The organism is Curvibacter sp. PAE-UM (assembly GCF_001432305.1).
Classification (GTDB): Bacteria; Pseudomonadota; Gammaproteobacteria; order Burkholderiales; family Burkholderiaceae_C; genus Hylemonella.
In genome coordinates, this window is record NZ_KQ483358.1 from 1,594,498 (window position 1) to 1,619,714 (window position 25,217).

General features: G+C 60.4%; 26 protein-coding genes and 1 pseudogene. 19 read left to right on the forward strand and 8 right to left on the reverse strand.

Annotation, left to right across the window (positions count from 1 at the left end; translation table 11 throughout):
- Window positions 1-106: 106 nt before the first annotated feature.
- The 3 genes from AO057_RS07795 to AO057_RS07805 all read right to left on the reverse strand — a co-directional run bounded on the left by AO057_RS07795 (window position 107) and on the right by AO057_RS07805 (window position 3,674).
- Complete coding sequence (locus tag AO057_RS07795; protein WP_057675091.1) at window positions 107-2,158, reverse strand: Mu transposase C-terminal domain-containing protein; 2,052 nt, start codon at window positions 2,156-2,158, stop codon at window positions 107-109.
- Window positions 2,158-2,718 (reverse strand): TnsA endonuclease N-terminal domain-containing protein, encoded by a 561-nt coding sequence (locus AO057_RS07800; RefSeq protein ID WP_156404502.1) that lies wholly within the window; start codon window positions 2,716-2,718, stop codon window positions 2,158-2,160. Before AO057_RS07800 ends, AO057_RS07795 begins: the two co-directional genes overlap by 1 nt.
- A gap of 632 nt (window positions 2,719-3,350) precedes the next feature.
- The gene (locus AO057_RS07805; protein ID WP_156404503.1) at window positions 3,351-3,674 is read right to left on the reverse strand and encodes a hypothetical protein; all 324 of its coding nucleotides are present in this window, start codon (window positions 3,672-3,674) and stop codon (window positions 3,351-3,353) included.
- A 38-nt stretch (window positions 3,675-3,712) separates the two neighbouring features.
- On the opposite strand from AO057_RS07805, the gene AO057_RS07810 reads away from it, so the two are divergent.
- The gene (locus AO057_RS07810; RefSeq protein WP_057675094.1) at window positions 3,713-4,492 is read left to right on the forward strand and encodes a hypothetical protein; all 780 of its coding nucleotides are present in this window, start codon (window positions 3,713-3,715) and stop codon (window positions 4,490-4,492) included.
- 234 nt (window positions 4,493-4,726) lie between these two features.
- On the opposite strand, the gene cadR is transcribed toward AO057_RS07810, so the two are convergent.
- Complete coding sequence (cadR, locus tag AO057_RS07815) at window positions 4,727-5,194, reverse strand: Cd(II)/Pb(II)-responsive transcriptional regulator (RefSeq protein WP_057675095.1); 468 nt, start codon at window positions 5,192-5,194, stop codon at window positions 4,727-4,729.
- Window positions 5,195-5,302: 108 nt separating this feature from the next.
- Between cadR and AO057_RS07820 the strand changes: the two genes are divergently transcribed.
- The 9 genes and pseudogenes from AO057_RS07820 to AO057_RS07860 all read left to right on the forward strand — a co-directional run bounded on the left by AO057_RS07820 (window position 5,303) and on the right by AO057_RS07860 (window position 15,820).
- Entirely contained in the window at window positions 5,303-7,510 is a 2,208-nt protein-coding gene (locus AO057_RS07820; protein WP_156404504.1) for a heavy metal translocating P-type ATPase, read from the forward strand.
- 26 nt (window positions 7,511-7,536) lie between these two features.
- A pseudogene (lspA, locus tag AO057_RS07825) lies at window positions 7,537-8,028 on the forward strand (signal peptidase II); the annotation flags it as partial.
- Window positions 8,029-8,142: 114 nt separating this feature from the next.
- The gene (locus tag AO057_RS07830; protein WP_057675098.1) at window positions 8,143-8,634 is read left to right on the forward strand and encodes a DUF2059 domain-containing protein; all 492 of its coding nucleotides are present in this window, start codon (window positions 8,143-8,145) and stop codon (window positions 8,632-8,634) included.
- Between the two features lie 75 nt (window positions 8,635-8,709).
- Window positions 8,710-9,063, forward strand: coding sequence for a cation efflux protein, CzcI family (gene czcI / locus AO057_RS07835; RefSeq protein WP_057675099.1), 354 nt, complete (start codon window positions 8,710-8,712; stop codon window positions 9,061-9,063).
- A gap of 129 nt (window positions 9,064-9,192) precedes the next feature.
- A complete protein-coding gene (locus tag AO057_RS07840) occupies window positions 9,193-10,563 on the forward strand; it encodes a TolC family protein (RefSeq protein WP_082605457.1) in 1,371 nt (456 codons plus the stop codon).
- 13 nt (window positions 10,564-10,576) lie between these two features.
- A complete protein-coding gene (locus AO057_RS07845) occupies window positions 10,577-11,128 on the forward strand; it encodes a hypothetical protein (protein ID WP_057675101.1) in 552 nt (183 codons plus the stop codon).
- Window positions 11,125-12,246 carry an efflux RND transporter periplasmic adaptor subunit gene (locus AO057_RS07850; RefSeq protein WP_082605458.1) on the forward strand — a complete coding sequence of 374 codons (1,122 nt, stop codon included), beginning with the start codon at window positions 11,125-11,127 and terminating at the stop codon, window positions 12,244-12,246. Before AO057_RS07845 ends, AO057_RS07850 begins: the two co-directional genes overlap by 4 nt.
- A gap of 16 nt (window positions 12,247-12,262) precedes the next feature.
- Window positions 12,263-15,382 (forward strand): efflux RND transporter permease subunit, encoded by a 3,120-nt coding sequence (locus tag AO057_RS07855; protein ID WP_057675102.1) that lies wholly within the window; start codon window positions 12,263-12,265, stop codon window positions 15,380-15,382.
- A gap of 54 nt (window positions 15,383-15,436) precedes the next feature.
- Window positions 15,437-15,820: a hypothetical protein gene (locus tag AO057_RS07860; RefSeq protein ID WP_057675103.1), complete on the forward strand. Its 384-nt coding sequence runs from the start codon at window positions 15,437-15,439 to the stop codon at window positions 15,818-15,820.
- Window positions 15,821-16,109: 289 nt separating this feature from the next.
- Here the strand turns inward: AO057_RS07860 and AO057_RS07865 are convergent, their stop codons facing one another.
- From AO057_RS07865 to AO057_RS07875, 3 genes are all read right to left on the reverse strand, one after another.
- The gene (locus AO057_RS07865; protein ID WP_057677217.1) at window positions 16,110-16,403 is read right to left on the reverse strand and encodes a CopK family periplasmic copper-binding protein; all 294 of its coding nucleotides are present in this window, start codon (window positions 16,401-16,403) and stop codon (window positions 16,110-16,112) included.
- 167 nt (window positions 16,404-16,570) lie between these two features.
- Window positions 16,571-17,956 carry a heavy metal sensor histidine kinase gene (locus AO057_RS07870; protein ID WP_057675104.1) on the reverse strand — a complete coding sequence of 462 codons (1,386 nt, stop codon included), beginning with the start codon at window positions 17,954-17,956 and terminating at the stop codon, window positions 16,571-16,573.
- Complete coding sequence (locus AO057_RS07875) at window positions 17,957-18,640, reverse strand: heavy metal response regulator transcription factor (protein WP_057675105.1); 684 nt, start codon at window positions 18,638-18,640, stop codon at window positions 17,957-17,959.
- 153 nt (window positions 18,641-18,793) lie between these two features.
- Here AO057_RS07875 and AO057_RS17440 point away from each other — a divergent pair, with 153 nt between their 5' ends.
- From AO057_RS17440 to AO057_RS07910, 9 genes are all read left to right on the forward strand, one after another.
- Window positions 18,794-19,120 carry a hypothetical protein gene (locus AO057_RS17440; protein ID WP_082605459.1) on the forward strand — a complete coding sequence of 109 codons (327 nt, stop codon included), beginning with the start codon at window positions 18,794-18,796 and terminating at the stop codon, window positions 19,118-19,120.
- A complete protein-coding gene (locus AO057_RS07880; RefSeq protein ID WP_057675106.1) occupies window positions 19,117-20,550 on the forward strand; it encodes a TolC family protein in 1,434 nt (477 codons plus the stop codon). The genes AO057_RS17440 and AO057_RS07880 overlap by 4 nt, the downstream gene beginning before the upstream one ends.
- 17 nt (window positions 20,551-20,567) lie before the next feature.
- On the forward strand, window positions 20,568-21,980 hold the full coding sequence (locus tag AO057_RS07885; RefSeq protein WP_057675107.1) for a multicopper oxidase family protein: 1,413 nt from the start codon (window positions 20,568-20,570) through the stop codon (window positions 21,978-21,980).
- Between the two features lie 23 nt (window positions 21,981-22,003).
- Window positions 22,004-22,498, forward strand: a complete 495-nt coding sequence (locus tag AO057_RS07890) for a cupredoxin domain-containing protein (protein ID WP_057675108.1) — start codon at window positions 22,004-22,006, stop codon at window positions 22,496-22,498.
- A 98-nt stretch (window positions 22,499-22,596) separates the two neighbouring features.
- Window positions 22,597-22,941: a copper-binding protein gene (locus AO057_RS07895; protein ID WP_057677218.1), complete on the forward strand. Its 345-nt coding sequence runs from the start codon at window positions 22,597-22,599 to the stop codon at window positions 22,939-22,941.
- Between the two features lie 42 nt (window positions 22,942-22,983).
- A complete protein-coding gene (locus AO057_RS07900; RefSeq protein ID WP_240480750.1) occupies window positions 22,984-23,211 on the forward strand; it encodes an SHOCT domain-containing protein in 228 nt (75 codons plus the stop codon).
- Between the two features lie 125 nt (window positions 23,212-23,336).
- Window positions 23,337-23,849: a hypothetical protein gene (locus tag AO057_RS07905; protein ID WP_057675109.1), complete on the forward strand. Its 513-nt coding sequence runs from the start codon at window positions 23,337-23,339 to the stop codon at window positions 23,847-23,849.
- Window positions 23,850-23,861: 12 nt separating this feature from the next.
- Complete coding sequence (locus AO057_RS17445) at window positions 23,862-24,131, forward strand: DUF2933 domain-containing protein (protein WP_082605460.1); 270 nt, start codon at window positions 23,862-23,864, stop codon at window positions 24,129-24,131.
- Window positions 24,128-24,760 carry a methyltransferase family protein gene (locus AO057_RS07910; protein ID WP_057675110.1) on the forward strand — a complete coding sequence of 211 codons (633 nt, stop codon included), beginning with the start codon at window positions 24,128-24,130 and terminating at the stop codon, window positions 24,758-24,760. The genes AO057_RS17445 and AO057_RS07910 overlap by 4 nt, the downstream gene beginning before the upstream one ends.
- Before the next feature lie 12 nt (window positions 24,761-24,772).
- Here the strand turns inward: AO057_RS07910 and merR are convergent, their stop codons facing one another.
- A complete protein-coding gene (gene merR / locus AO057_RS07915; RefSeq protein ID WP_057675111.1) occupies window positions 24,773-25,192 on the reverse strand; it encodes an Hg(II)-responsive transcriptional regulator in 420 nt (139 codons plus the stop codon).
- Window positions 25,193-25,217 lie beyond the last annotated feature (25 nt).

Sequence of the window (25,217 nt, forward strand, 5' to 3'; positions counted from 1 at the left end):
GGGTTGTGGCTGGTGATCCCATGAAGACAAGCCCGGCAAAAAGAAAGAACCCCTGAAGCGCGTTCTTTCTCGGTCCGGACCGCTTCATGGGGATGAGGGCGTTCTGTCAGGGCGAAGCACGCCGGTCCCGCAGCAGCGGCCCAAACTGCTTGGACGCGGAAAACTGCGGTAAGTCGACGTTCGCTTCGACATCCGTGGGTTTCAAAGCCGGCTGCTGCGTCGAGTCCGACTCCTGGGTCACAGCAGGGGCGGACGTCGGCCGTACGGCCTTATGCTCGACGCCTTTGGGAGAACGCGGGCGTGCTTGGGGGGGCGAGGTTTCGCGAGTCGGAATCTCCTTGTCGCCCGCATGGAGGAAGCGAGCGCCCCGACTCATCGTCTTGCGCGACTTGCCCAAGCCAAGCCGTTTGAGAACGATCTCGCTGATCTGGTGCTTCGCTTCGCGCCAACCCGTATCGTCGTACTGTCCCAGGATGCGGGCCGCGTAGCGCCGGATGATCTTGTGCTGCCAGCGGGTCAGGCCCTTGGTGTAGTCACTGTTGAGCGCGGGGACCTCGTAGATTTCGCCATCCGAGCCTATGACATGAAGACTGCCGATATCCGAGTCGTTGACACGGATGTCCACTTCAAGCTGCGCGCCAAAGCGTCGACGCAGGTCGGTCATCTCCGGCGAGTTGTAGAACAGGGAGTCGAATTCAATCCCTTGGTGGCTCAGCTTCCTAGTGTAGGGGCGGCCAAGCAGCGCGTCCAGACGCTTGGGGTCGTCGGGCAGGGGAATTTCGTCGATGGCGATCGAATTCTTCCATGCCGCGGCAGGCGCCGTTTTAAGCCCACGGTGCGGACGCTGGTGGTAAACGTCGACGATCCAGTGGTGGATAACCTCCTTCATGACACTCAGACTCACGACGGCGTGGCGCGCGGGGTTGTAGTCTTCTCGCGCAAGGATGTTCTCGAAGGTCGTGCCCGGCGCGATGTGGGCTACTTCCCGGTTCAGCGTACCCTGGAAGCGTTCGATCTTGCCTTTGAGCCAAGGTGTCTTGCGCGGCGTGTAGTGGATTTCGACGCCAAACGCTTCGCAGGCGAGTTCCAGTGCGCTGCTGTGGAATTCAGGACCGTTGTCCACAACCAGGGTGGCCATCACCCCGTGTGCTTCCCATGCATTGCGGATCTCTGGGTAGCACTGCGCGAGGTCCGTCTTAGGCAAAAAGGCGTGACGCAGACACTTGGCGACAGAAAGATAGCTCGGAGGCTCGAAACCGATGTAAATCCCCAGGATGCAACGGGTGTGGCAGTCGATGCAGACCGTGAGGTAGGGACGTCCCAGAGGCAAGCCGCTCTGGTCATCCACCACGATCAGATTGAGGATCGTGTGGTCGATTTCCACCCGCTCCAATGGCGCCAGCGTCGCATGATGATTCAGTACGGCCCGAAACTTGCGTTTGGCATAAGTGTCGCCGTGGCGGGCCGCGCAACGGTCGTACGCAGGGATGGCTTCGATGAGGCGTCGCAACAGGCGCCGTGTCGGGCGGGGGAGCTGCAGCTGTTGTGGGCGCAGTTGGTTTTCCTTGTCGACGGCGACGATGGCGTGGTTCAGGGTCTCCTCGATGGTGATCCGCTCTGGCTTCAAATAGAAATCGTCGATGACCTGATCAATCAGGTTCAAGACTTCCTGCGGATACCTCGGTTTGCGGTGAGTGCCTTTGAGAAATCCCGGTGCTAGGCTATGGATGTCTTCTCCGCAAGCGAAGTAGCGGTCGTGCCAACGCAAAACCGAACTCGTGCTCGGTTTTGGAGTGGAGACATTCAGCAACTTGTGGACGTGTGCTATGGCGTTGGCGATGACCTGCCGGGTGCGTGCAAGTCCTTTGACGGCTAACACGTAGGCGCGGCGTGTCTTGGCAATGAGCCAGTCTGCATCGCTCATGGTGACCGGCGCTTTGACCCGTTTGAAGGTCCTGACGGCCTGGTCATAGTCCGACAGAAAAATCAGACGACCTTGCATGTACAGCGCCTGCAGTTCTACTTGGGACAGCTCGGAGATGCGCCGTGTCGTGAACTCCTCGATCTGCCAGATACTGTCGCTGACCTTGCGAACCAGATGGTGTTCACGGTCGTCGATTCGGATGCGCGCGTTGGCGCTGAAGGTATGCTTGCCCATTACCGGCTTCCCTTCGAATCCGCGGACCAATGTAAAACCGTCGAAGCGCCCAGTTCTTTGTCCAAGTCGAGGGTCACACTGCCCTCCAGCACTAGTCGACAGGCCAGAGCCACTCCCCTGGCACCCAGAGCACCCCCCTGAATGTCGTTCCAGCACAGGTGGCCCTCTTGGGCAAACATGCGTCTTGCCCACTCTCGGGCATGGGCGTGGATCGGTTGCCGACCGTAGCGCGCCAGATACGAGCAGGTTTTCAACCGGGGTTGGAGGGCCAGGTCTTCCGCCAGGAGCAGCCGGTATCGGTAACCAAAGCGCGGCAGCTCCTCTTCCATGAGCGCTGTGCGTACTTGAACTTCAGGGTCCTGGGCTTGCTTGGCAGGCTTGATTTCCAGAAACTCTTGGTGACTTTCATACTGGACCCACACGTCAGGGAAATGCCGAAAGCTGCGGCCCGCGACCTCATATTGAATGACCGCGGGCTGCTCTTTGTAAGTGCGTACCCGCGTATCGCAATCGAGCAGGACGAAGGCATTGCGCTCATTCAGCGATTCCCACTGCGTCATGCGGCCAGTCTTCCAGCTCGGCCATTTGCCAGTGCAGAAGGACTTGGAACGGGTTACAACCTTGCGGGCGAGTATGTCCGTCGGCGCTAGGGTGACAGATTGGATGTGCATATGCGAAATCCAGGTTAGGTGAGCTGGGCATAGCCCAGCGAGATCAGGCGTAGGGTGCTGCCTGGACGTTCCGTCATCGCCATCTAGGCAGGATGAACGCGGAGGTCTTGGCAGTGGGCGGTAGCCAGGGCGGCCATGGGCCGGTCCCGCAGAAGACGCCGCAGCGTGCTTGGCCATCAAGCGGCGCGCGGCGTGCCGGCATCGTCCGATGCGGTAGTGATGCTTTCAGGCGGCACGTCTCCCTCATCGGTACTTTTGGACCGTTGACAGAGAAGCAAACCTGGGGGATACTGTGGGCACCAAGTCGTTCTTCAACACTTGTGTGCCCACGGCCCGATTCTGCGTCAACAGCTTCGGGCCGTTTTCTTTTTCCCCACGCTGGGCAGCTATGAGCTATTGAGCATTGCGGCTCCTTTCATGATTTGACTAAACACGGAAGTGGGCGGTTGAGTTCTTGCCCTGTCGGTCGCGGGTACAAGCGGAGGACTGGCAAGCCACTGGGTAGGGGCGTCCCGCAGCCCTCACCCTTGGAACAATCCCGATTCGACCAGCAACTTAGCGACGTCCTGGGTCGCCGCGACCCTGCGACGTCCAATGGTGACCAGCTTGAGATCCAGGCGATTGCCGTCGACGGCTCGGCGCAGCGCCGTCGAGCTGGGATATTTCAAGAGGGGAGCCAGCTCCTTGAGCTCGACGAGCTCGCCATAGCGCTCGAGCAGGCGGGAGAACAGATCGGTCGTTTGGGGCACTTTTGATGACGATTCGGGCAGTTGAATGATTTCCGCGGAATGTGCATGAAAACGACCTGAACTGGAAGGGTTAAATTTGGTGTCAAATTTGTCCAAATCACGAATCGCGCCTCTCTCACCGCACCCCCTCAGGCATGGCGAACCGCAAGACCACAGAACTCGACCGACTCAGAGCCCAGACCTGGGTCCGGAATCTCTTCCTGGTTGCCGGCGTGAGAGGGCGAAAAAATCTGGAGGAGAAACTCTACGAGCGCGCCGGGCTGCAACGATTCGAGGCGAGCAATCGGCTGGACCGCTATTACCGAGGGAAGCACAGTGTCCAGATTCCGCGGCGGCCTGGCGGTCGCGGGGATTGGGTTGAATATGGAGAGCTTGCCTATCCAGGATCTGCAGCCTGGTTTGATACGCCGGTCTGGTACCTGCTGGAACCCGGTCCGTTCTACGCGCAGGAGGTACTGGAGTGCGTGAGGCTGCTTCCCCCGCAGTACCTTGAGATCATGCTCAATATAGACATCCCAGGCCCCTCCGCAGGACTTGTGCTCCAGGACCTGTGGGAAGACCGGATATACGAGTTGGCGTCCAGGCCATCGGTCTGGTCGCTTGGGGCGCTGGCTTGCGCCCTTCGGCGGGCCGAGTTTGCGGGCCAAGCCGCAGTGTTCCGATTCGCGGTGATCGGCATCTTGTGGACACTGGATCAACTGATTGCGTCAGAGCCTGAGTTGCTGCAGGAGCCGCTGGTCAGATTTCGTCAGCTCGCGGCGGACTATTTCGCGACGTTATTGGTTCCACTAAGCGGCACCTACCGGATCGGGATCTCGGCGAGGGACTTCGAGAGATTTTCTGACTCTGTTAACAAATTTCTCCTGCGGGAGGCGGAGATCGAAATGGAGACATGGAATCTCGTCAATGGCTAATCACGCGAGTAAAAGAGGTTTCTGGTATTCCGTGCAACTAAAGTCAAAAAACACGGACCGTGCATCCATGCGGCTTACAACCTAGAGAATCAGAGCACCGTAAACCGCAAAGTAATAAACAGAAAGAATCGCTGTGGCTGCCCATACCCTGGTTGTTGACGCCTAAGGTGGCGGCCCCGCCGAAGACGCTGGCTGTACACAGGGCGCTGTCCGTTGCTTGCAACAGGTCTTCAGTCAAAGTTTTCGTGCCACATATACGTGAGATTTATGGACGTGACTATGTGGGAAGACTTTTGTATCTGTATCGCTTGTCGGTCGAGACAGCTCACCAAGAATCCCGCAGTTGGCAGCCGGCTGGGCCTCGCGGCAACGCTTACGCAGACTCTTGAGCTGCCTCTCAAGCGCCCGCAGTTCCCGGATCCGGTCGGCCACATGGCCGATATGCGCATCCAGAAGTGCATTTACGTCGCCACAGTCCGATGCAGGGTCGTCCTTGAAGCGCAGCAACTGCCGGATTTCATCCAGGGTCATGTCTAGACTGCGGCAGTGACGGATGAACGCCAGCCGCTCGGCATGGGCCTCCCGATAGATCCTGTAGTTGCCTTCGGTACGACTGGGCTCGGGCAGCAGGCCCTCGCGCTCGTAGTAGCGGATGGTCTCGACCTGGGTTTGCGTCAATTTCGACAGATCACCGATCTTCATGCTTGATCTCCGCTGCAGGTGAGGGACGAGTCTCAACTCCCACAAAGTATAGGTGCTTGACTCTATAGCCGCTACAGGGTTTCTAATTAAATCCAACAAGGAATGGAAATGCAAGGACAGAACACCTTAGAACAGGACAAAACCCCTGGATGCGCTTGCGACAGCGCCTGCAGCGTCACGCCCTTACCCGTCCGCGTCGAAACCGAACAAACCGGGGCATCAGGCGCGGTTTTCCGCATCCCGAGTATGGATTGCGCTTCTGAAGAAGGTGAGATCCGGCAAGCGCTGGCTGGTATCCCGGGAATTCAGGGACTGAACTTCCAGCTGTCTACGCGCACCCTGTGCATCGATGCCCCCGCCGAAGTCCTGCCGCGCGCCCTGGACGCCATCCGCCAGGCCGGCTTTGATCCCCAGCCCGTGGCACCGCTGGAACAGGGTGATCAGCACGCCCCCATGTCCGAGGGGCTATGGCGTTTGGGCGCGTCCCTGCTTCTGGCGATCGCGGCCGAATTGCTGGACTTCTTTGCGCCTGAGACAGCTGCCTACAAGGGTGCGGGCATGGCCGTGGCGGCGGCGGCCATCTGGCTGGCTGGCTTCTCAACCTATCGCAAGGGCTTTACCGCTCTGAGGCAGGGGCGGCTGAACATCAGCGCCTTGATGACGGTGGCCGTCACCGGCGCCTTCCTGATTGGTCAATGGCCAGAGGCGGCGATGGTGATGGCGCTCTACGCCATCGCTGAGGTCATCGAAGCGCGGGCCGTGGACCGGGCACGCAATGCCATCAAGAGCTTGCTGGACCTCACGCCTGACACGGCCGAAGTCCGGCAGCCTGATGGCGAATGGAAGGAGCTTGCCGCGGCCGACGTTGCGCTGGAAGCGATCTTCCGGGTCAAGCCTGGAGCTTGCATTCCGCTCGATGGTGTGGTCATGGCGGGCAACAGTGCGGTCAACCAGGCCCCGGTAACGGGCGAGAGCATGCCGGTGGACAAGGATGCAGGCGATCCGGTATTTGCAGGCACCATCAACGGCACCGGCGCACTTGAAGTGCGTGTGACCGCTGCCGCCAGCAACACCACGCTGGCCCGCATCATCCAAGCCGTCGAGCAGGCCCAGGGCAGCCGGGCGCCGACACAGCAGTTCGTTGATAAATTCGCAGCCATCTACACCCCAGCAGTGTTCGCGCTCGCCGTGGCCGTGGCGCTGTTGACGCCCTGGCTCATGGACCTGAGCTGGATGGAGGCCCTGTATAAGGCCCTGGTCCTGCTCGTCATAGCCTGCCCCTGTGCACTGGTGATTGCCACGCCCGTCACGGTGGTCAGCGGACTGGCCTCGGCCGCTCGCCGTGGCATTCTCATCAAGGGTGGGGTCTACCTCGAAGGCGCCCACAAGATCAGGGTCATTGCGCTGGACAAGACCGGTACCATCACCGAAGGTAAGCCCGTGCTGGTTGCCACCGAGGTGCTGCCCTCGCCGATCCCGGAAGCACAGGTGCTGCGCTGGGCGGGCGATCTGGCGGGCCACTCAGACCACCCGGTGTCCAATGCCATCGCCCAGGGACTGGATCGCAGCAATGGGCAGCTGGAGAAGTTCACGGCTCTGCCTGGCCGGGGTATTCAGGCCCGCACGGATGGCCAGACGCTGATTCTGGGCAACCACCGCATGATCGAGGAGCGGGGCCTGTGCAGCCCAGCCATCGAGGCACGGCTGGCCGAACACGAGGCACAGGGGCGCACGGTGACGCTGCTGGCCATGGACAGCCAGGTGCTGGCCATCTTTGCCGTGGCCGACACCATCAAGGAGAGCTCTCGTGAGGCTTTGGCCGAACTGCACGCCCTGGGAGTGCGCTCGGTCATGCTGACGGGTGACAACCCAGCAACCGCGCAGACCATCGCCCGACAAGCCGGCATCGACGATGCCCGGGGCAATCTACTGCCCGACGACAAGTTGTCAGCCATCGAGGACCTGCAGACGCGTTACGGTACCACTGCAATGACTGGCGACGGTATCAACGATGCGCCAGCCCTGGCGCGCTCCGACATCGGCATCGCCATGGGCGCCGCAGGTACGGACACGGCGATGGAGGCAGCCGACGTGGTCATCATGAACGACGACCTGCGCCGCATTCCCGAGCTGATCCGACTCTCTCGCCGCACCCGGGCCGTGCTCTGGCAGAACATCTTGCTTGCCTTGGGCATCAAGTCGGTCTTTCTGGTGCTGTCGATCCTGGGCAGCGCCACCATGTGGATGGCCGTGTTCGCCGATATGGGTGCCAGCCTGATCGTGGTGTTCAACGGCTTGAGGCTGTTACGCAAATGAACTTCATGCCGATTTCAAACTGTCGCTGGCATGGCCTGGCCTTGGTTGCTGCGATGCTGGATCAGGCGAGCAAAAGCTTGATCACCAAGATCCTTGCTCTTGGAGAGCAAGTCCCTGTCACCACTTATTTCAATCTGGTTTATGTACTGAATCCTGGCGCTGCCTTCAGCTTTTTGGCTGACGCGGGTGGCTGGCAGCGCTATTTCTTTATCGTGCTGACGCTACTTGTATCTGCATGTCTGGCGCACATGCTGCGAACACAGCGCCCGCGCTGCGAGTCGCTGGGCTTGAGCCTGATACTTGGCGGGGCCGTTGGTAATGTCCTCGACCGCATTACAAGGGGAAAGGTCGTGGACTTTCTTGATTTTTATTGGAATGAAATGCATTGGCCCGCATTCAATCTCGCCGATGTCTTCATCAGCATGGGCGTGTGGGCGCTGATCTGGGCATCCTTTCGAGAGAAACAATCAAAAACCACACCGGACCGTGAAGCTCAGACCAGCCCTCATGGTTCATGAATTTCAAGATTGACAAGAGTCCCCGCTGCGCCTGGGCAGCTGGCTGTGCGTTGACGAATATTGGTCATCGGAGTAGTGTCATTTCCCCATTAGGGTTTTCAAGGAGATTGCAAAATGAAACTAGCAACACTGACAGGGGCCTTGGTCTTGGGACTCATGGTTGGGGCCCCCGCACATGCACAGCCATCCGGCAACGCCGACAAGAACGCGCAAGCGCAGTCCAAAGCGCCCAATCTCACAGACTTTGACAAGCAGACGGCACAAGTCCAGGAAAACATCCAGAAGATGCAGGAGCAGATGGACAGGATTCGTCAGACACAAGACCCCCAAGAAAGGCAAAAATTGCTCCAGGAGCACTGGGCGACGATGCAAAACAGCATGGGGATGATGCAAGGCATGTGGGGGCCTGGTGGGATGATGGGCGGCCATATGAGAGGAGGTCCGATGATGGGTTGGCGTGGAATGGAAGGCTACTATTCCAGGCTCACCCCGGAGCAGATGAAGCAACGTCAGTACATGACGGATCAATACATGGTGATGCAGCAGCAGATGATGAATCACATGATGATGCATCAGAACTATATGTGGAGACAACCATCCAAGTAAGCGCATGCCGGCGCATGTGGCAGTGATTGCATTGACCGTCAATCTTTCAAATACTCTTCGGCTAGAATCGCCCTCATGCGCCGCTGGTTCTTCATCTTTCTGCTGGCCCTGCTCCCGCTGCAACTCAGCTGGGCGGCAGTGAGCGTGTATTGCCAGCACGAAACCGGCGCGGCGGCCCAGCACTTCGGTCATCATGAGCATCAGCACCATACCGATGAGAAGGCCAAGGACGACAACGGCCCCAAGGCCCTGAGTGCCGTTGATACCGATTGCCCGGTCTGCCACGCAGGCTGTGCCACCGCCCTGCATGCGTCCCCTGCCATGCCCGTGATGTACTCGGCCTCCGATGTGCACATTGGCCCGCAATTCCCGCTCTCTTCGCCTCATCCCACTCTGCCTGAACGGCCCAACTGGGCCCGCCTCGCCTGATCGGCGAGGTAGGCATCCCTGCCCACTTCTGTGACTTGGCGCATCGCTGATGCGTTTGGTACACCTGTAGCGATCACCTGATCGCGCCTCGCCGATTCCCCAAATGTTTCCCCCACATTGGAGAATCGCATGCCGCGAATCGAACGAAATTTATGCATCGCACTGGCCGTGCTGGGCTGGAGCTTCGGCGGTGCCTGGGCCCAGCTCAAGCCGCCTCAAGCCGCTCCTGGCCCTGCTCATGCCCTCAACTTGGCACCAGCGCTTCAACCCGGGCTTCATCTGGCGCCACCACCGACATCGGCGAACACCCCGGTCCTCACACTGACCGAAGTTTTCGATGCCGCCTGGCAGCGCCAGCCTGAAGCCAGGTCACTGCAGGCCCGTCAGGAAGCAGCCGCAGCGCGCAAGGAAGCGGCTGCCAGCTGGACGGCGGAGCCCGTAGCCCTGGAGTTGTCAGGCCAGACCGATCAGATGAACAACAACCTGGGCCGCCGTGAATACACGGCGGGCGTGGCTGTCCCGCTTTGGCTGCCGAACGAGCGGGCTCGCAGCATGGCCGTCGCGGAGGCCGAACAACGGGCGACCGCAAGCAGCACCCTGCTGGCGCAACTGCAAACGGCTGCCGAGGTGCGTGAAGCCTACTGGTCGTGGCAATCGGCCCGTATCGGCTTTGTATTGGCGCGCGAGCGCCTGCTGAATGCCCAGCAGCTCACGGCCGATGTCAGCCGGCGTGTACGTGCCGGTGATCTGGCCCGTGCCGATCAACATCAGGCCGAAGGCGCACAGGCCGGTGCCGAGGCCGAACTGGCCGAGGCCTCCAGCGCCCTCGCGGCCGCAGCTCAGCGCCTGCGTGCATTAAGTGGCCTGACCTTGCCCGCCGATATCACGGCGCAGTCCGAAGCCTTGCCGGCCGAGCCTGCGCCGGAGCGGGTGCAGGACGCGGCGGCCCTGGGTGACCGGCACCCTGCGGTGATTGAGTGGCTCAACCGCGCGGAGATCGCTCGTAAAGCCGCAGAACTGGCACAAGCCAGGACGCGGGCCACGCCTGAGCTGATACTGGCCACGAGCCGAGATCGCGGGGCGTTCGGTGAAAACTACCAGCAAAGCGTCACGGTTGGTGTGCGTTTTCCTTTCGGCTCGGACAGTCGCAATCGCGCCAGCATTGCGTCCGCCCAGGCCCAGGCCATCGAAGCCGAAACGCAACTCACCCTGGAACGAGACCGCATCCAGGCCGCGCTGGACAGCGCCCAGGTCCGCCTGGAATCGGCCCGCACACAGCTGACAGCCGCCGAACGACGGGCCCAGCTGGCCCGCGAGTCTCGCGCTTTCTTCGAAAAGTCCTTCCGCGCCGGTGAGACCGATCTGCCCACCCGATTGCGCATCGAGCTGGAAGCCATTGCTGCCGAACGGCAGGCCGCCCGCTCCCGTGTCGAACTCGCCACCGCCATTTCGGCCCTGCGTCAGGCCCAGGGCCTGCTGCCCCAGCAAAGCCCCCAGTGAAACGGAAACAACCATGAAACGACTCCAACAACTTCTTGCCCTGGGCCTCACGGTCCTCACCCTGGGCATCACCCCGTCCAGCTGGGCGGGCCCCGGCCATGACCATGGCGATGCACCCCTCGCGTCAGAAGGAGCTGCCTCCCCGCGTTTTGCTGCGATGTCCGAGAGCTTCGAGCTGGTCGGCATCCTGCAGGGCAAGCAGCTCACGCTGTACCTGGACCGCAGTGCCGACAACAGCCCCGTGCCCGACGCACGTCTGGAACTTGAACTGGCCGGGCAGAAGATTCCCGTCCAGGCCCAGGGCATCGGCGAGTTTGTCGCCACCCTGGCGCAGGAACTCCCACCTGGACAGCATGCCGTCATGGCCACGGTGGTCACCACCCGTGAAACCGATCTGCTGGCGGGCGAGCTGGATCTGCATGAGGAGGAACACGACCATGCGCAAACCGGTTTGCACGCCTGGCTGCTTTATGCCGGCCTGGCTCTTGTGGTTTTGGTCCTGCTCGTCTGGGGCCTACGTCGCCGATTTGGCCGTCGTCCTTCTTTCCTGGGAGGTGCAGCATGAACACCCGATACCTGAAACACATTCCGTCCTTTGCCGCAGCACTGCTGCTGGCGCTTGGTCTGCCCCTGGCCTGGGCTGGCGAAGGACACGACCATGGGGATGCCCCCGCAGCCGTCAACGGCAACGGCCCCAAGCGGCTGCCGGATGGCAGCGTCTTCCTGCCTAAACCAGCCCAAAGGCAGTTGAACGTGCGCACCACCACCGTCAGTCTCGCCGAGCTGCCCCGCTCGATCGAGCTGGCTGGCAAGGTGGTCATGGATCCCAATGCTGGCGGCAAGGTCCAGGCCATGGTTGCGGGCCGTATCGAGCCTGGAACGCGCGGGCTTCCCAATGTGGGGCAAAGCGTGCGCAAAGGCCAGGTGCTGGCATACGTGATCCCTTCGACTGGACAGATCGAACGCTCCAATCAGACAGCCCAGTTGGCCGAGTTGCGCGCGGCCAAGAGCTTGGCAGAAAAACGCTTGGCACGCCTGCAGGAGCTTGCGGACACCGTGCCGCGCAAGGAGCTGGAAGCCGCAGAGAGTGAAGTCATCAGCCTGGGTGAGCGGGTGGCCGCCGTTGGTGCGGGCCTAAGCAATCGCGATGCCCTGGTGGCCCCGGTGTCCGGCGTGATCGCCTCCAGCCATGTGGTTGGTGGCCAGGTCGTGGATGCTCGTGAACTGGTTTTCGAGGTCATCAATCCAGCGCGCCTGCGCATTGAGGCCCTGGCCTATGACGCTGAAGTGGCCCGCAATGTGGCCGGCGCCACCTTGGCCATCGGGACGCAGTCCATCCGTCTGAACTTTGTCGGTGCAGCCCGCAGCCTGCGCGAGCAGGCCTTGCCCATGCTGTTCCAGGGCGAAGGCGCAGCACTTTCCAGTCTGGCCGTGGGCCAGCCTGTGAAGGTCTACGTCCAGACCACGACGCGCGTGAACGGCCTGCGTGTCCCTGCAGCCTCCCTCATGAAAAACCCTGCCAACCAGTCCGTGGTCTGGGTCAAGAAGGCTCCGGAGCAGTTCGAGCCGCGTGTGGTGACGGTTGAACCGCTGGATGGCGCCTCTGTGGCGGTCACGTCCGGCCTGCAGGCTGGCGACCGGGTGGCCACCCAGGCTGCAGCCCTGATCAACCAGATACGCTGACCGGGAGCCCCGCATCATGTTCAAGTGGCTACTCGATAACAGTCTGGGCAACCGGCTGCTGGTGATCATCGCCAGCCTGGTCCTCATGGCCTATGGCGCGTTCACACTCTCACGCACCCCCGTGGATGTGTTCCCCGACCTCAACAAACCCACGGTCACCATCATGACCGAGGCTGGCGGCATGGCCGCAGAGGAGGTGGAACAGCTCCTCACCTTCCCCCTGGAGACGACCATGAACGGTCTGCCAGGTGTGGAGAGCGTGCGGTCCGTCTCCAGCGCGGGCCTGTCCTTCATCTACGTCACCTTCGACTGGAGCACGGAAATCTTCCGGGCTCGGCAGATGGTGTCGGAGCGGCTTTCGGCCATGGAGGAAGGCCTGCCGCCGGGCGTGACCCCGCGCATGGGCCCCATCAGCTCGATCATGGGCGAGATCATGCAGATTGCGATTCCGATCGACACCAGCAAGATCTCACCCATGCAGGTGCGCGAGTACGCCGACTGGGTGCTGCGCCCCCGCCTCATGGCCATTCCCGGGGTGGCGCAAGTCATCCCCATCGGGGGTGAGGTGCGCCAGTTCCAGGTCCAGCCCAACACTAGCCGCATGGGGGAGCTGGGCATCACGCACGAACAGCTGGAGACCGCGCTCAAGGGTTACTCCTCCAACACCTCGGGCGGTTTCCTGGAACTCAATGGCCGCGAATATTTGATCCGCAACCTGGGCCGCACCTCGCGCCTGGACGACCTGAAGAATCTCGCGCTCACAGCCCGCAACGGCCAGCCTATCCTGCTGCGCCAGCTGGCCGACGTGACCTTCGCCCCAGCCCTCAAACGCGGTGATGCGGGCTTTGAAGGCAAGCCCGCTGTGATCTTGGGAGTGCAGAAGCAGCCGGCCGCGGACACCATCCACCTGACCCGCTCTATTGAGTCGGCACTGGAAACCATGCGGCGCTCCCTGCCAGCCGGCATGGACAGCCCGAAAGTGACCTTCCGGCAGGCCAGTTTCATCGAGGCCTCCATCACCACGCTCCAGGGCAAGTTGATCGGTGCTTCTATTTTTGTAGCACTTATTCTTTTCTTCTTTCTGGGAACGCTGCGACCGACCCTCATCGCCTTGACCGCCATCCCGGTGTCGATCTTCATCACCGCTCTGGTGTTCCGATACTTCGGTCTGTCCATCAACACCATGACACTGGGCGGCCTGGCTATTGCCATCGGGGGCCTGGTGGACGATGCCGTGGTGGGCGTGGAGAACGTGTTGCGCCGCCTCAAGGTGGATCGCGCACAACACCCTGAGCGTCGCTTGCACCCCCTGGAACTCGTGGGGGCAGCCACCATGGAGGTACGTTCGGCAATTCTCTACGCCACCGTCATCATCGTGCTGGTCTTCCTGCCGCTGTTTGCACTGCCGGGCATGGAAGGGCGCCTGTTTGTGCCGCTGGGCATCGCCTTCATCGTTTCCACGCTGGCCTCGTTGGTTGTCTCGGTGACGGTCACGCCGGTGATGTCCTTCTACCTGCTTCCGCGCATGAAGTCTCTGGACCATGGAGACACCCGCCTGCTGGCCTGGCTCAAGCGCAAGTACCAGACCAGCCTGCAGACCGTTCTGAACCGGCCGCGCGTGGTGCTGGCAACTGCCGCGGTCGCAGTGTTGGTGTCTCTGCTGGCGGTGCCATTCTTTCCCAAGACTTTCCTGCCGCCTTTCAATGAGGGGACACTGCTAGTCGGGCTGCGTCTTAACCCGGGCGTGACTCTGGCGGAATCCTCCGCCTTGGCACAACAGGCCGAGACACTGGTCAAGCAAGTGCCCGAGGTCGTCCATGTCGGCCGACGCAGTGGTCGGGCCGAGCTGGATGAGCATGCCGAAGGGGTGCACGTCAGCGAACTCGACGTGGGCCTGCTCCCTGCCGGTGAGCTGAAACGCTCCATGGGCGAGATCTCCGCTGACATCCGTTCGCGTCTGATCAACCTGCCGGCTGCAATCGCCATCGGCCAGCCGATTTCACACCGTATCGACCACATGCTCTCGGGTGTGCGTTCCCAGATCGCCATCAAGATCTTTGGCGACGACTTGGATACCCTGCGCGGTCAGGCCGACGTGCTGCGTGGCCGCCTGGCCGCCATTCCGGGCATCGCTGACCTGGAAATCGAAAAGCAGGTGCTGGCGCCGCAGATCAAGGTACGGGTGGATTACGCAGCGGCGGCGCAATACGGCGTGCCGGCCCCGCAGATCCTGACCACCCTGCAAAGCCTGGTCGAAGGAGAAAAGATCACCCAGATCGTTGAAGGCAGTCGGCGCTTTGCCCTGGTCGTGCGCTTGCCCGAATCCGCACGCTCGGTCGAGGGCCTGGGCAACATACTGTTGGAGACCCCCTCCGGACGGGTGCCCTTGTCACGCATCGCGACCATCGAAGAGGCTGACGGCCCCAACCAGATCAGCCGTGACGACGGCAAGCGGCGCATCGTCATCTCGGCCAATGCTCAAGGCCGGGCCCTGTCGGAGATCGTGACCGACATCCGTCGGGTTGTTGCCGAAAGCCGGCTGCCCGAGGGCTACTTCATCACCCTGGGGGGGCAGTTCCAGGCGCAGGAGGAAGCCTCACGCCTGGTCGGCCTGCTGTCCATCGTCTCGCTGGTGCTGATGTTCGTCGTGCTGTACAGCCGCTACAAGTCTGTCATCCTGTCAGCGCTGATCATGGGCAACATTCCGCTGGCCCTGGTGGGCGCGGTGCTCGGGCTCTGGCTCTCCGGCCAGCCCTTGTCAGTGGCGGCGCTGGTGGGCTTTATCACGCTGGCTGGCATCTCGGTGCGTAACGGCATCCTGAAGGTCAGCCACTACCTGAACCTCATGCGCACCGAGGGTGAAAGTTTCGATCACAAGATGATCCTGCGCGGTTCGATGGAGCGGCTGAGTCCGGTCCTGATGACGGCGCTGGTCACGGCTTTTGCGCTGGCACCACTGCTCTTCGAGGCCGAGCGCCCGGGCACCGAGATCCTGCACCCCGTGGCGGTGGTGATCTTCTCGGGCCTGATCAGCTCCACCCTCCTCGACACCTACCTGACCCCCGTCATGTTCTGGCTCTTCGGCCGCAAGGACGCCGAGCGCCTGCTCGATGACCGCAATGCCGAGGCGTTCTGAATCCATGCAAACCGAGTTTTCCCCTGCAGTCCTACCTCAACGAAAGGAAGTGCCATGAAGTTAATAGCATCAGCATCCATCACAGCGCTTGCGCTTTTCTCGGGCGTCGTGGCACATGCTGCGGGCCCACACAGCCATGGTGAAAAACCTTTGCATGGTGGCGTGGTCGCCGAAGCCAGGGACATGGACTTTGAGCTGGTGGCGCAGAAGGACAAGCTGCGCCTCTACCTGCGCGATCACGGCAAGAAGATCGACGTGAGCAACGCGACCGCCACGTTGACCTTGCTCAACGGCGCCGACAAACAGGAGGTGTCCCTCGTGCCCCAGGGCGAAAGGCTGGGCGCGGCCGGGGATTTCAAGGTTGCCAAAGGAACCAAGGCAGTGGCGGTGGTCAAGCAGGCCGGGAAGACTATAACGGTCAGGTTCGTCCTGCCATAAGGCCACAGCGATTCCGGCAACTGGGGTTGTCGGTGGAGGGTTCTGCCGGACGGACGTCAGTTGCCTGTTTCAGATCCGTGGGTACTTGAACTTGAACCCGCGCATGACATACAGATCAGACCATAAAAGATGGCCGTCATCACAGTGATCAGATCGACCCGTTGAAACTTTCGGGCAAAAGGAATGCCACGAGTCTTGGCGAGATCACTGGATCGTCGGCAAGGCTCGTGAGGTACAGATTCAAAGGGGCAAAGGCATTTCCTCAAACCGGGTATGCCTAAATGACAGGTCAGTTCTCGTGACCTTGGCGCAGCTGGAAGTCGAGACGCGCACTTTCGCTGCTGGTCATGACGATCTTCTGACCGTCAGCCGTTTCCAGGACTTGGCCTTTGGGGAGATGGACGGCGCGGTCGAACTTGTCGGCCACTGCCATCTTTCCGTCCTTGAAAACGAATACAGTGCCGCCGTCCTTCAGGCGGTAGGTCTTGTCGACATTGTTTGCCAGCGAGTCGGTGGCAAAAGTGGTCGATGCCAGGGTACTGAGCGCGACGGCAGCGAAGAGCGAGGTGATTCGGGTGTTCATATCAGGGCCTTTCTTGAAATACAGGTGCAATGTCAATCAATGCACTTTGTGCGAATGCACGTTATGTATTCTGTCGATCAGCCCTGACATGAAGATGTGCCGGCGATTACATTTGCGTTAGTTCCAATGCGCCGCTGCCTGAGTAAGGGTATTGTCTGAGTTCATACTCATGTAAGGCTGACTTTTCTGAACTCCAGAGTAAATCTTGTTCGGCCCTGAGCGGACGAAACTTCGATCTTCCCTCCGTGTGCTTCAACAATTGCTCGCGTGATGGCGAGTCCCAATCCGGTTCCGTCAGAGTCCGGCTGTGCTCGTGATGGATCCGCACGATAGAAGCGGTCAAACAGCCTGGGCATGATTTTCGGATCAATGCCGTCACCCGTGTTCTCCACAGAGACTTGGGTTGAATTTTCGGTATCGCTGATCTCGATGCAGACCTCCCCAGCCATCTTCGTATGCCGCAAGGCGTTGGACAACAGGTTGCTCACCGCTCTGCGAAACATCAGCCGGTCGCCCAGGATGTTGCCGCTGCCGTGCAGGCTCATGCGTACGTTTTTTTCCTCGGCCACGGCCTCGTAGAAGTCCAGCAAAGCCTGAGCCTCCTGTTCGGCCGAGAAAAGCTCTTTGCTGGGGAGCTGGAGCCCTCTTTCGGTCTTGGCCAGAAAGAGCATGTCGGACACCATGCGTGCCAGGCGCTGGAACTCCTCAGCGTTGGAGGCCAGGATGTCGCGATAGGTGTCGGCATCACGCCGGTTGGACAAGGCCACCTGCGTCTGCGTCAGGAGGTTGCTGATGGGCGTGCGCAGCTCATGCGCCAGGTCGGACGAAAAATCGGACAAGCGCTGGAAATCCTGCTGCAACCGATCCAGCATGTGGTTAAGCTCATTGGCCAGATCGGCCATTTCGATGGGCACGGCTTCGACCTGCATGCGTTGATTGAGCTGCTGGCCACTGACGACCGAGGCTCTCGATTTCATGGCGCGCAGAGGGGCCATGCCTTGGTGAGCGGCGAACCAGCCTGCAAACCCGCTTGCCAGGGTGGCGAGCACGGCATAAAGCGCCAGAGTGTGCTGCAGCTGCGCCATGAAATGAGTGTGGTGCTCGGTGTCGATGGCAACCAAGATCAACATTTCAGTAGATTCACCGTGATTGGACTTTGACCACTGTGCAAGACCGTGGTAAGCGCGCTCTCGACTGCTCCAGCGCAGGGATTTGGGGGTGCTCCCGGGTTCGGGGAGTGCCGCCGCATCGGGCAAGTTGAAATCATCCGATTCGAAAAAAACGCGGCCATGCACGTCTTTGATAAGCACATAGAGACCGTGATGATGGTCCAACGCCTCCTTCAATCGAACTTGAGCGTCTTGTGTTGAGCTGGACCTGGCGAGCAACTCTCCAACCAGACGCTGTTTGTCTTGCAAAACAATGTCGTCAAGGTCAATGAAATGACGTTCGGACGCCACCAGAAAAATGACGCCCAGGCCCAAAACGATCGCCGCGGAGAGCAGCGTGAAGAACAGGGTGAGACGGGAGGTCAGAGACAGAGACCGAAGCACTCAGGACTCCTCCGGGACTTCCAGCACGTAGCCCATGCCGCGCACCGTCTGGATAAGCTTGACCTCACGGCCCTCGTCGACCTTGACCCGCAACCGCCTCATGGCTACCTCGATGACATTGGTGTCCCCATCGAAGTTCATGTCCCACACCTGGGAGGCGATCAGGGAGCGCGGAAGGACCTCGCCCCGGCGACGCATCAGTAACTCCAGCAATCCGAACTCTTTGGCGGTCAGATCGATTTTCCGCCCCCCCCGAGCGACACGGCGACGCAGCAGATCCAGCTCCAGGTCGGCCACCAGCAGCGTGGTTGGCTCTGTGCCACTGCGGCCGCGTCGCAGGATGGTTCGCACCCGGGCGAGCAACTCGGCGAAGGAAAACGGCTTGACCAGATAGTCGTCGGCGCCAAGTTCGAGCCCCTTGATGCGGTCTTCCACTTGGTCGCGCGCCGTGAGAAACAACACTGGCATCTGCAGCCCGCGTTTGCGTATGGCCTGAAGGACTTGCCAGCCATCGATGCCAGGCAGCATGACATCCAGGATGACCAGATCGTAGGGCTCCTGGAGGGCTTGGTGCAACCCATCCGTTCCATCTCGCGCCAGATCGACCACAAAACCAGCCTCCCCCAGACCCTGGCGCAGGTACTCCCCAGTTTTGTGCTCGTCTTCAACGATCAATATCTTCACGCATGCACTCCACAGCCGACTGGGCGTCAGTTTGACAAGTTTCTGGCCTTCGTCAGCAAGATTACAGAAATGTAATCCGTAAGTCAGCTTTCTGACGGCGTCGGATTCTCAGAATCACCCCCTGAAATCAGCGAGTTACCCCAAGAGGAATCCATGACCATCCCTACCCACAGCCTGTCCTTCGGAAAATTGCTTCCCTGGACGATGGCGCTGCTTGCCGGCTCAGCCATGGCGCAGATCACGGCCGAGCAGACCCCGCCACCGGCACCCCCGGCCCAACTGACCTACACCTCGCCCCTGAACGGGTATCAGGCCTACGCTGACCAACCGGTCCAGTCCTGGCGGGAGGTTAACGACACCGTTGGCCGTATCGGGGGATGGCGTACTTATGCCAAGGAAGCCAGAACGGCTGAGCCTGCCAATGACACGGCACCTTCGTCTGCGGCCCATGAAGGGCATCACGGAGGTTCCAAGCGATGAGACGCACTCTGCAATCGAGCGGAGCCAGGCTCGCGATATCGGCCGTTACTCTGGCGGTTCTGTCCGGCTGCGCCAGCGTCAGTCTCGAACAGAACGTCAGCCGCGTGAACGACGAGGCTAGCAGCTTCACGGAGAAGAAACTGGCACTTTCGCGCACGGAGCAGGAGCGCAAGGAGCGGGCTGACGCCGCCCAGGCACTCCTCACCCAGCCTCTGGGGCAGCGCGAAGCCGTACAACTGGCCTTGGTCAACAGCCCCTCCCTGCAGGCCTTGTTGGCCCAGGGCTGGGCGGAATCGGCCGACGCCGCCCAGGTTGGCCGGATCGCCAACCCAATTTTCAGCTACGAGCGCATGGTCGCGGGCGATGAGCTGGAAATTGGACGCGCTCTGTCGTTTGGTCTGCTGGACCTGCTGACGCTGCCGACCCGCCAGGGGATTTCCCGCTACCGCATCGAGCAGTCGCAGCTGCGCCTGACCAGCGAAGTGGTAGACCAAGTCACGCAGGTCCGCCAGGCCTGGGTGCGTGCCGTTGCGGCGCAGCAAACCCTCCGGTATGCCCGTCAGGTGTACGAGAGTGCAGAAGCCACCGCCGAGATTGCCCGGCGCATGCAGGCCGCGGGCAACTTCAGTCGCATCAGCCGTGCCCGCGAGCAGGCCTTCTACGCAGATGCTGCCACACGCTTGGCCACGGCCAATCATCAGGCCGCGGCAACGCGGGAGGAGTTGGTCCGCCGGCTGGGGCTCGATGAAGCACAGGCCCCACTGCTCAAGCTCCCCGAGCGCTTGCCTGATCTGCCCAAGCAGGCCATGGATCCCCAGACCGCAGGTTCGTACGCCACGCGCAACCGCCTGGATATCCGGCTCGCACAGACGAACTTCGAGGCTTATGCCAAATCTCAAGGTTTGACCACGGTGACCAGCCTCACCGACATCGAACTCACGGCGCGTCGCAATACCAAGACCGACAGCGCAACGGGAAGCCGTTCAGATCCGCGTGGCTATGAAATCGGGGTACGGTTGCCGATTTTCGACTGGGGTGGCATGCAGCGCGATGCGATGAGCGCGCGTACGCTGGCCGCAGCCAACCAGCTGGAAGCCACAATTCGTGCGGCCGGATCCAGCCTGCGCGAGAGCTATTCCGGCTACCGCACCGCCTACGACGTGGCGCGCCATCACCGCGATGAGGTCGTGCCGCTGCGCAAGGTGATCTCAGACGAGAACCAGCTGCGCTACAACGGGATGATCATCGGAGTTTTCGAGCTGCTTGCCGACGCCCGTGATCAAGTCAATACGGTCATTGCCGCCATCAACACAGAGCAACAGTTCTGGCTGGCTGACGCAGCCTTGCAGGCTTCCCTCATCGGGCGTCCGACCAGCACGACGCTATCCGCAGCAGCACCCCCTTCCGGTGCCGCCGCCGCCGGCCATTGATTTCCAGGGAATCCGCAATGACATCCAGAAGAGACTTTTTCAAGTTAGCAGGCGTCGCTGGTGGTGCTGTGGCAGCGGCCTCGGTCAGCCGAGTGGCCATGGCGGCCTTGCCCGAGCCGGTCATCCAGACCAGCCCAGACACCATGGCCCCATTGATTCCCAACAGCGGCAGACCCTACAACCCGGTGGTCACGCTCAACGGCTGGACCCTGCCCTGGCGCATGAACCAGGGCGTCAAGGAATTCCACCTCGTGGCTGAACCGGTAGTCCGCGAGATGGCACCCGGGTTCAAGGCCCATCTCTGGGGCTACAACGGTCAGAGTCCCGGGCCCACCATCGAGGTGGTCGAGGGCGACCGAGTGCGCATCTTCGTGACCAACAAGCTGCCGGAACACACCAGCATCCACTGGCATGGTCAACGGCTGCCCAACGGCATGGACGGCGTTGCCGGCCTGAACCAGCCAGCGATTCAACCCGGCAAGACCTTTGTCTACGAGTTCGTGGCGCGCCGGCCGGGCACGTTCATGTACCACCCACATGCCGACGAGATGACGCAGATGGCCATGGGCATGATGGGCTTCTGGGTGACCCATCCCAAGGTCAAGAACCCGCTGATCGACGAGGTTCAGAGAGACTTCTGCTTTCTCCTGAACGCCTTTGATATCGATCCTGGGAGCTACACCCCCAAGATCATGACCATGCTGGACTTCAATCTGTGGTCCTGGAACAGCCGTATCTTCCCCGGCATCGACTCTCTGAATGTCCGCCTGAACGACAAGGTCCGGATCCGGATTGGCAATCTGACGATGACCAATCACCCCATCCACCTGCATGGCCATGAGTTCCTGGTGACTGGAACCGATGGCGGGCCCACACCGAAAAGCACGCGCTGGTATGAGGTAACCACCGATGTCGCGGTTGGCCAGATGCGCCAAGTTGAGTTCCTCGCTGACGAGGAGGGCGACTGGGCCTTCCACTGCCACAAGAGTCACCACACCATGAACGCCATGGGGCATAACGTCCCGACGCTGATAGGCGTGGACCACAGCGGCCTCTCCAAGAAGATCAACAACCTGATCCCGGACTACATGGTCATGGGGGAGCGTGGCATGGCGGACATGACGGAAATGGAGATGCCCATACCGGACAACACCGCCCCCATGATGACTGGCGAGGGCCCGTTTGGTTCGGTGGAGATGGGTGGCATGTTCAGTGTGCTCAAGGTTCGGCGCGATCAGAAACCCGGGGACTACAAGGACCCGGGGTGGTTCAAGCATCCCGAAGGCACTGTGGCTCACGAGTACGAGGGCCCGCTCAGCGAGCCTGCGAGGTTCAAGGCCGAAGGCGGCCAATCCATGCCTCGTGCGCAGACCCCCAGCCAACCGACCGAAGTCAAAGTTCGCAAGCCTCAGTCCCACAGCGGGCACTGATTTTTTACCCTAAGGAGACATCCATGACGCACAAGACACAGACCCTGGCCAAAGTGATGGCCCTGATGGCGATTGCCCTGTCCAGCTCGGCTTTCGCTGGTGGCAACCATGCCGGCGGCCACGGCCACGACGATGAGGAGACGGCGATCGGCAAGCCCGGCGTGGCTGCACGGGTCAACCGCACCATCACCATCGAAATGAACGACAGCATGCGCTATACGCCCGCAGACGTTCAGGTCAAGCAAGGCGAAACCGTCAGGTTCGTGGTCAAGAACGTCGGCAAGGTCAAGCACGAACTCAGTCTTGGAACGCAGCAGGAACTGATGGAGCATCTGGAGCAGATGAAGAAGTTTCCCGATATGGAGCACGACGAGCCCAGCAAGGTCACGCTGGCTCCTGGGAAGCAGGGCGAGATCATCTGGCAGTTCACCAAGGCTGGCACCGTGAATTTCGCCTGTCTGATGCCTGGCCACTATGAAGCAGGGATGAAAGGTGCGGTCAAGGTCTCCAGAAAATGATACCCATCCGAAGGCTCGGCCTGCACGATCTGCACCAGGTCGTGCAGGCCACCAAGAAAAGTCGCAACAGGTTCTCAGCAATATCTCGCGAGGAAATCATGAAAAACATCAAACATATTCTTGCCATTTCGTCTCTCGCAATGGGCATGGCTTTGCCTATGAGCAGCATCGCGCAAACCATGATGATGGACGAGAGCAAGATGGGTATGTCGCAATCCGCGTCCATGACCGATGGAGAAGTCCGCAAGGTCGATCGTGAGACTGGCAAGATCACCATCAAGCACGGCGATATCAAACATCTGGACATGCCAGGCATGACCATGGTCTTCACGGCAAAGGACAAGAGATTGCTGGCCAACTTGAAGCCTGGCGATAAGGTCAAGTTCATGGTCGTCAACGAAGGCGGCAAGATGCGCGTTACGGACATCCAGCCGGCACCGTGATCGTTTTCGGTCTAAAGATTCGTTCTGGAAAAAGGAGTCCCTATGTTCTTCAACGATGGCTACTACATGGTAGGCATGCATGCGTTCTGGTGGCTGTTTTGGGTGCTCCTGATCGTGCTGGTGCTGTTTGGCAGCAGACCACGATCAGGGGAGCGTAGAGAGCGCCAGCGTGAAACGCCCATCGATATTCTGCGTCGACGGCTCGCCAATGGCGAGATCAACGCGCAGGAGTACGAGGAAATCATGCTAGTGCTCAACCGGGATAAGTAAAGCCGTCGCGCTCTGGCTCAGAGCGTAAGCGTCGGAAGCCTCATCCGATTGATGGTCTCGGAATGATCTCGGAGGAGAGAGCGTTTTTTGTGTGCAACTTGTGTTTCTACATCTAGGAGGTTTCCATGAAAGCAGTACGTTCCCTGGTCGCTTTGTCCCTGGTGGCCTGTGTGACCACGTTGAGTTGGGCGGCCCAGCCTAACTCTCAAGAGGATGATCCTCATCACCCCGCTAGCGCTGCGTCGGCGCCGACGTCCAAGACGCTCGGGGCCAAACCGGCCGCGACGAAGCCATCTGCTCCCAGGCCATCGGTGGCCACAAGGCAGAACATGGTTCAAATGGACAAACAGATGATGATGATGGGGGAAATGCATCAGAAGATGATGAACGCCAAGACCCCCGAGGAGCGTGGGGCCCTGATGGGTGAGCACATGAAGATGATGCAAGACAGCATGTCCATGATGAACATGATGGGTGGTTCCGGCATGGGCGGGCCGGGTATGGGCGGTACGCAAGGCGGCAAGGGTTCTGCAGGCAGCATGGAGGACCGTCAGCAGATGATGGAGAAGCGCATGGACATGATGCAAATGATGATGCAGATGATGATGGACGCCCAACCAGCTCCCACCACGAAGTGAGCAGGCCAGGCCATGAATCGCGAACATCAGCAACATGAGCGTCTCCCGTCATTCTGGGGTTCGCGATATTCGATCGGTTTATTCGTGATCGGGGCCGTTGCTGGCTACTTCCTGCTGAAGGAGCACCTGGTACACGTCGCTACCGCTTTGCCTTACCTGTTTGTGCTCGCGTGTCCCATCATGCATCTGTTCATGCATGGTGGGCACGGCCATGGACACGGAAGTCACAAGGATGGCTTGTCGAGTTCGTCGGATCCGAACAAGAAGGGAGACGCGCCATGACCAATCCCGAGCCTGCCTATGGACTTTGGCTGCTGGCGGCTTTGAACTCGGCCGTCTTCATCATGTTCGCCTTCAGCTTCTTCAAACCCGCTACGGCGCGGGATTGGCGCACCTTTGGTGCCTTCACCGCCTTCATCGTTGCGCTGTTTGTCGAGATGTATGGTTTCCCGCTGACGATCTATCTTCTTTCTGGCTGGTTGCAGACGAAGTTCCCTGGTCTGGATCTGATGTCCCATGAATCCGGGCATCTGTGGCACACCTTTCTGGGTGAAAAAGGCGATCCCCATTTCAGCGCGCTGCATATTGCCAGCTACGCCTTTCTCGGTTTTGGCTTCTTTCTGCTCTCTTCGGCTTGGAATGTTCTTTACCACGCGCAGCGGAGAAATTCATTGGCAACGGCCGGACCCTACGCCCGGATCAGGCATCCCCAATACGTGGCCTTCGTGATGATTCTTCTGGGTTTCCTTTTGCAGTGGCCGACGCTGCTCACGCTCGTGATGTTCCCGTTGCTTCTGGTGATGTATGCAAAGTTGTCGATGACCGAGGAGGCTGAGATGCGCAAGCAGTTTGGCGAAACGTACGAAGCTTACGCACTTCGTACGCCACGGTTCATACCGCGATGGCGATAGATCTTCTTGCCGTCAATCGTCCAGTCCTCCCGCCTGCAGTGCGGCAATCAGCGGACAGCGGATCTTTCCTCTCACCGAATCGCAGCGCTCTATGAGTCCCTGCAGCGCATGCTCGATGCGCTGCAGGTCAGCCAGCTTGATGCGCACATCCCTCAGCTTGAGCTCAGCCTGTGCTCGCGCCGCGCTGCAATGGCTGCCGTCCTCTAGCTTCAACAACTCGGCCATTTCGTCCAGACTGAATCCCAGCCGCTGTCCCGCCTTGATGAAGCGCACCCGTGCCAGATCGGCATCAGCGTAGCGCCGGATGCTGCCTAGAGGCCTCTCGGGTTCGGAAAGCAAACCCCTGCGCTGGTAAAAGCGGATGGTTTCGACGTTCACCCCAGCGGCGTCAGCCAAAGACCCGATAGTGAAGTGCTGTGGTGGGATGTTCATGGCGCTTGACTCCGTACTTAAGTAC

Excerpts from the sequence above, each read along its gene's own strand:
- AO057_RS17445 (WP_082605460.1), top strand. The coding sequence starts at position 23,862 with ATGAATCGCGAACATCAGCAACATGAGCGTCTCCCGTCATTCTGGGGT.
- merR (WP_057675111.1), bottom strand. The coding sequence starts at position 25,192 with ATGAACATCCCACCACAGCACTTCACTATCGGGTCTTTGGCTGACGCC.
- AO057_RS07800 (WP_156404502.1), bottom strand. The coding sequence starts at position 2,718 with ATGACGCAGTGGGAATCGCTGAATGAGCGCAATGCCTTCGTCCTGCTC.
- AO057_RS07895 (WP_057677218.1), top strand. The coding sequence starts at position 22,597 with ATGAAAAACATCAAACATATTCTTGCCATTTCGTCTCTCGCAATGGGC.
- AO057_RS07880 (WP_057675106.1), top strand. The coding sequence starts at position 19,117 with ATGAGACGCACTCTGCAATCGAGCGGAGCCAGGCTCGCGATATCGGCC.
- AO057_RS07795 (WP_057675091.1), bottom strand. The coding sequence starts at position 2,158 with ATGGGCAAGCATACCTTCAGCGCCAACGCGCGCATCCGAATCGACGAC.
- AO057_RS07830 (WP_057675098.1), top strand. The coding sequence starts at position 8,143 with ATGAAACTAGCAACACTGACAGGGGCCTTGGTCTTGGGACTCATGGTT.
- AO057_RS07865 (WP_057677217.1), bottom strand. The coding sequence starts at position 16,403 with ATGAACACCCGAATCACCTCGCTCTTCGCTGCCGTCGCGCTCAGTACC.
- AO057_RS07855 (WP_057675102.1), top strand. The coding sequence starts at position 12,263 with ATGTTCAAGTGGCTACTCGATAACAGTCTGGGCAACCGGCTGCTGGTG.
- AO057_RS07910 (WP_057675110.1), top strand. The coding sequence starts at position 24,128 with ATGACCAATCCCGAGCCTGCCTATGGACTTTGGCTGCTGGCGGCTTTG.
- AO057_RS07840 (WP_082605457.1), top strand. The coding sequence starts at position 9,193 with ATGCCGCGAATCGAACGAAATTTATGCATCGCACTGGCCGTGCTGGGC.
- AO057_RS17440 (WP_082605459.1), top strand. The coding sequence starts at position 18,794 with ATGACCATCCCTACCCACAGCCTGTCCTTCGGAAAATTGCTTCCCTGG.
- AO057_RS07890 (WP_057675108.1), top strand. The coding sequence starts at position 22,004 with ATGACGCACAAGACACAGACCCTGGCCAAAGTGATGGCCCTGATGGCG.
- AO057_RS07860 (WP_057675103.1), top strand. The coding sequence starts at position 15,437 with ATGAAGTTAATAGCATCAGCATCCATCACAGCGCTTGCGCTTTTCTCG.
- czcI (WP_057675099.1), top strand. The coding sequence starts at position 8,710 with ATGCGCCGCTGGTTCTTCATCTTTCTGCTGGCCCTGCTCCCGCTGCAA.
- AO057_RS07900 (WP_240480750.1), top strand. The coding sequence starts at position 22,984 with ATGTTCTTCAACGATGGCTACTACATGGTAGGCATGCATGCGTTCTGG.
- AO057_RS07905 (WP_057675109.1), top strand. The coding sequence starts at position 23,337 with ATGAAAGCAGTACGTTCCCTGGTCGCTTTGTCCCTGGTGGCCTGTGTG.
- cadR (WP_057675095.1), bottom strand. The coding sequence starts at position 5,194 with ATGAAGATCGGTGATCTGTCGAAATTGACGCAAACCCAGGTCGAGACC.
- AO057_RS07885 (WP_057675107.1), top strand. The coding sequence starts at position 20,568 with ATGACATCCAGAAGAGACTTTTTCAAGTTAGCAGGCGTCGCTGGTGGT.
- AO057_RS07820 (WP_156404504.1), top strand. The coding sequence starts at position 5,303 with ATGCAAGGACAGAACACCTTAGAACAGGACAAAACCCCTGGATGCGCT.
- AO057_RS07850 (WP_082605458.1), top strand. The coding sequence starts at position 11,125 with ATGAACACCCGATACCTGAAACACATTCCGTCCTTTGCCGCAGCACTG.
- AO057_RS07845 (WP_057675101.1), top strand. The coding sequence starts at position 10,577 with ATGAAACGACTCCAACAACTTCTTGCCCTGGGCCTCACGGTCCTCACC.
- AO057_RS07810 (WP_057675094.1), top strand. The coding sequence starts at position 3,713 with ATGGCGAACCGCAAGACCACAGAACTCGACCGACTCAGAGCCCAGACC.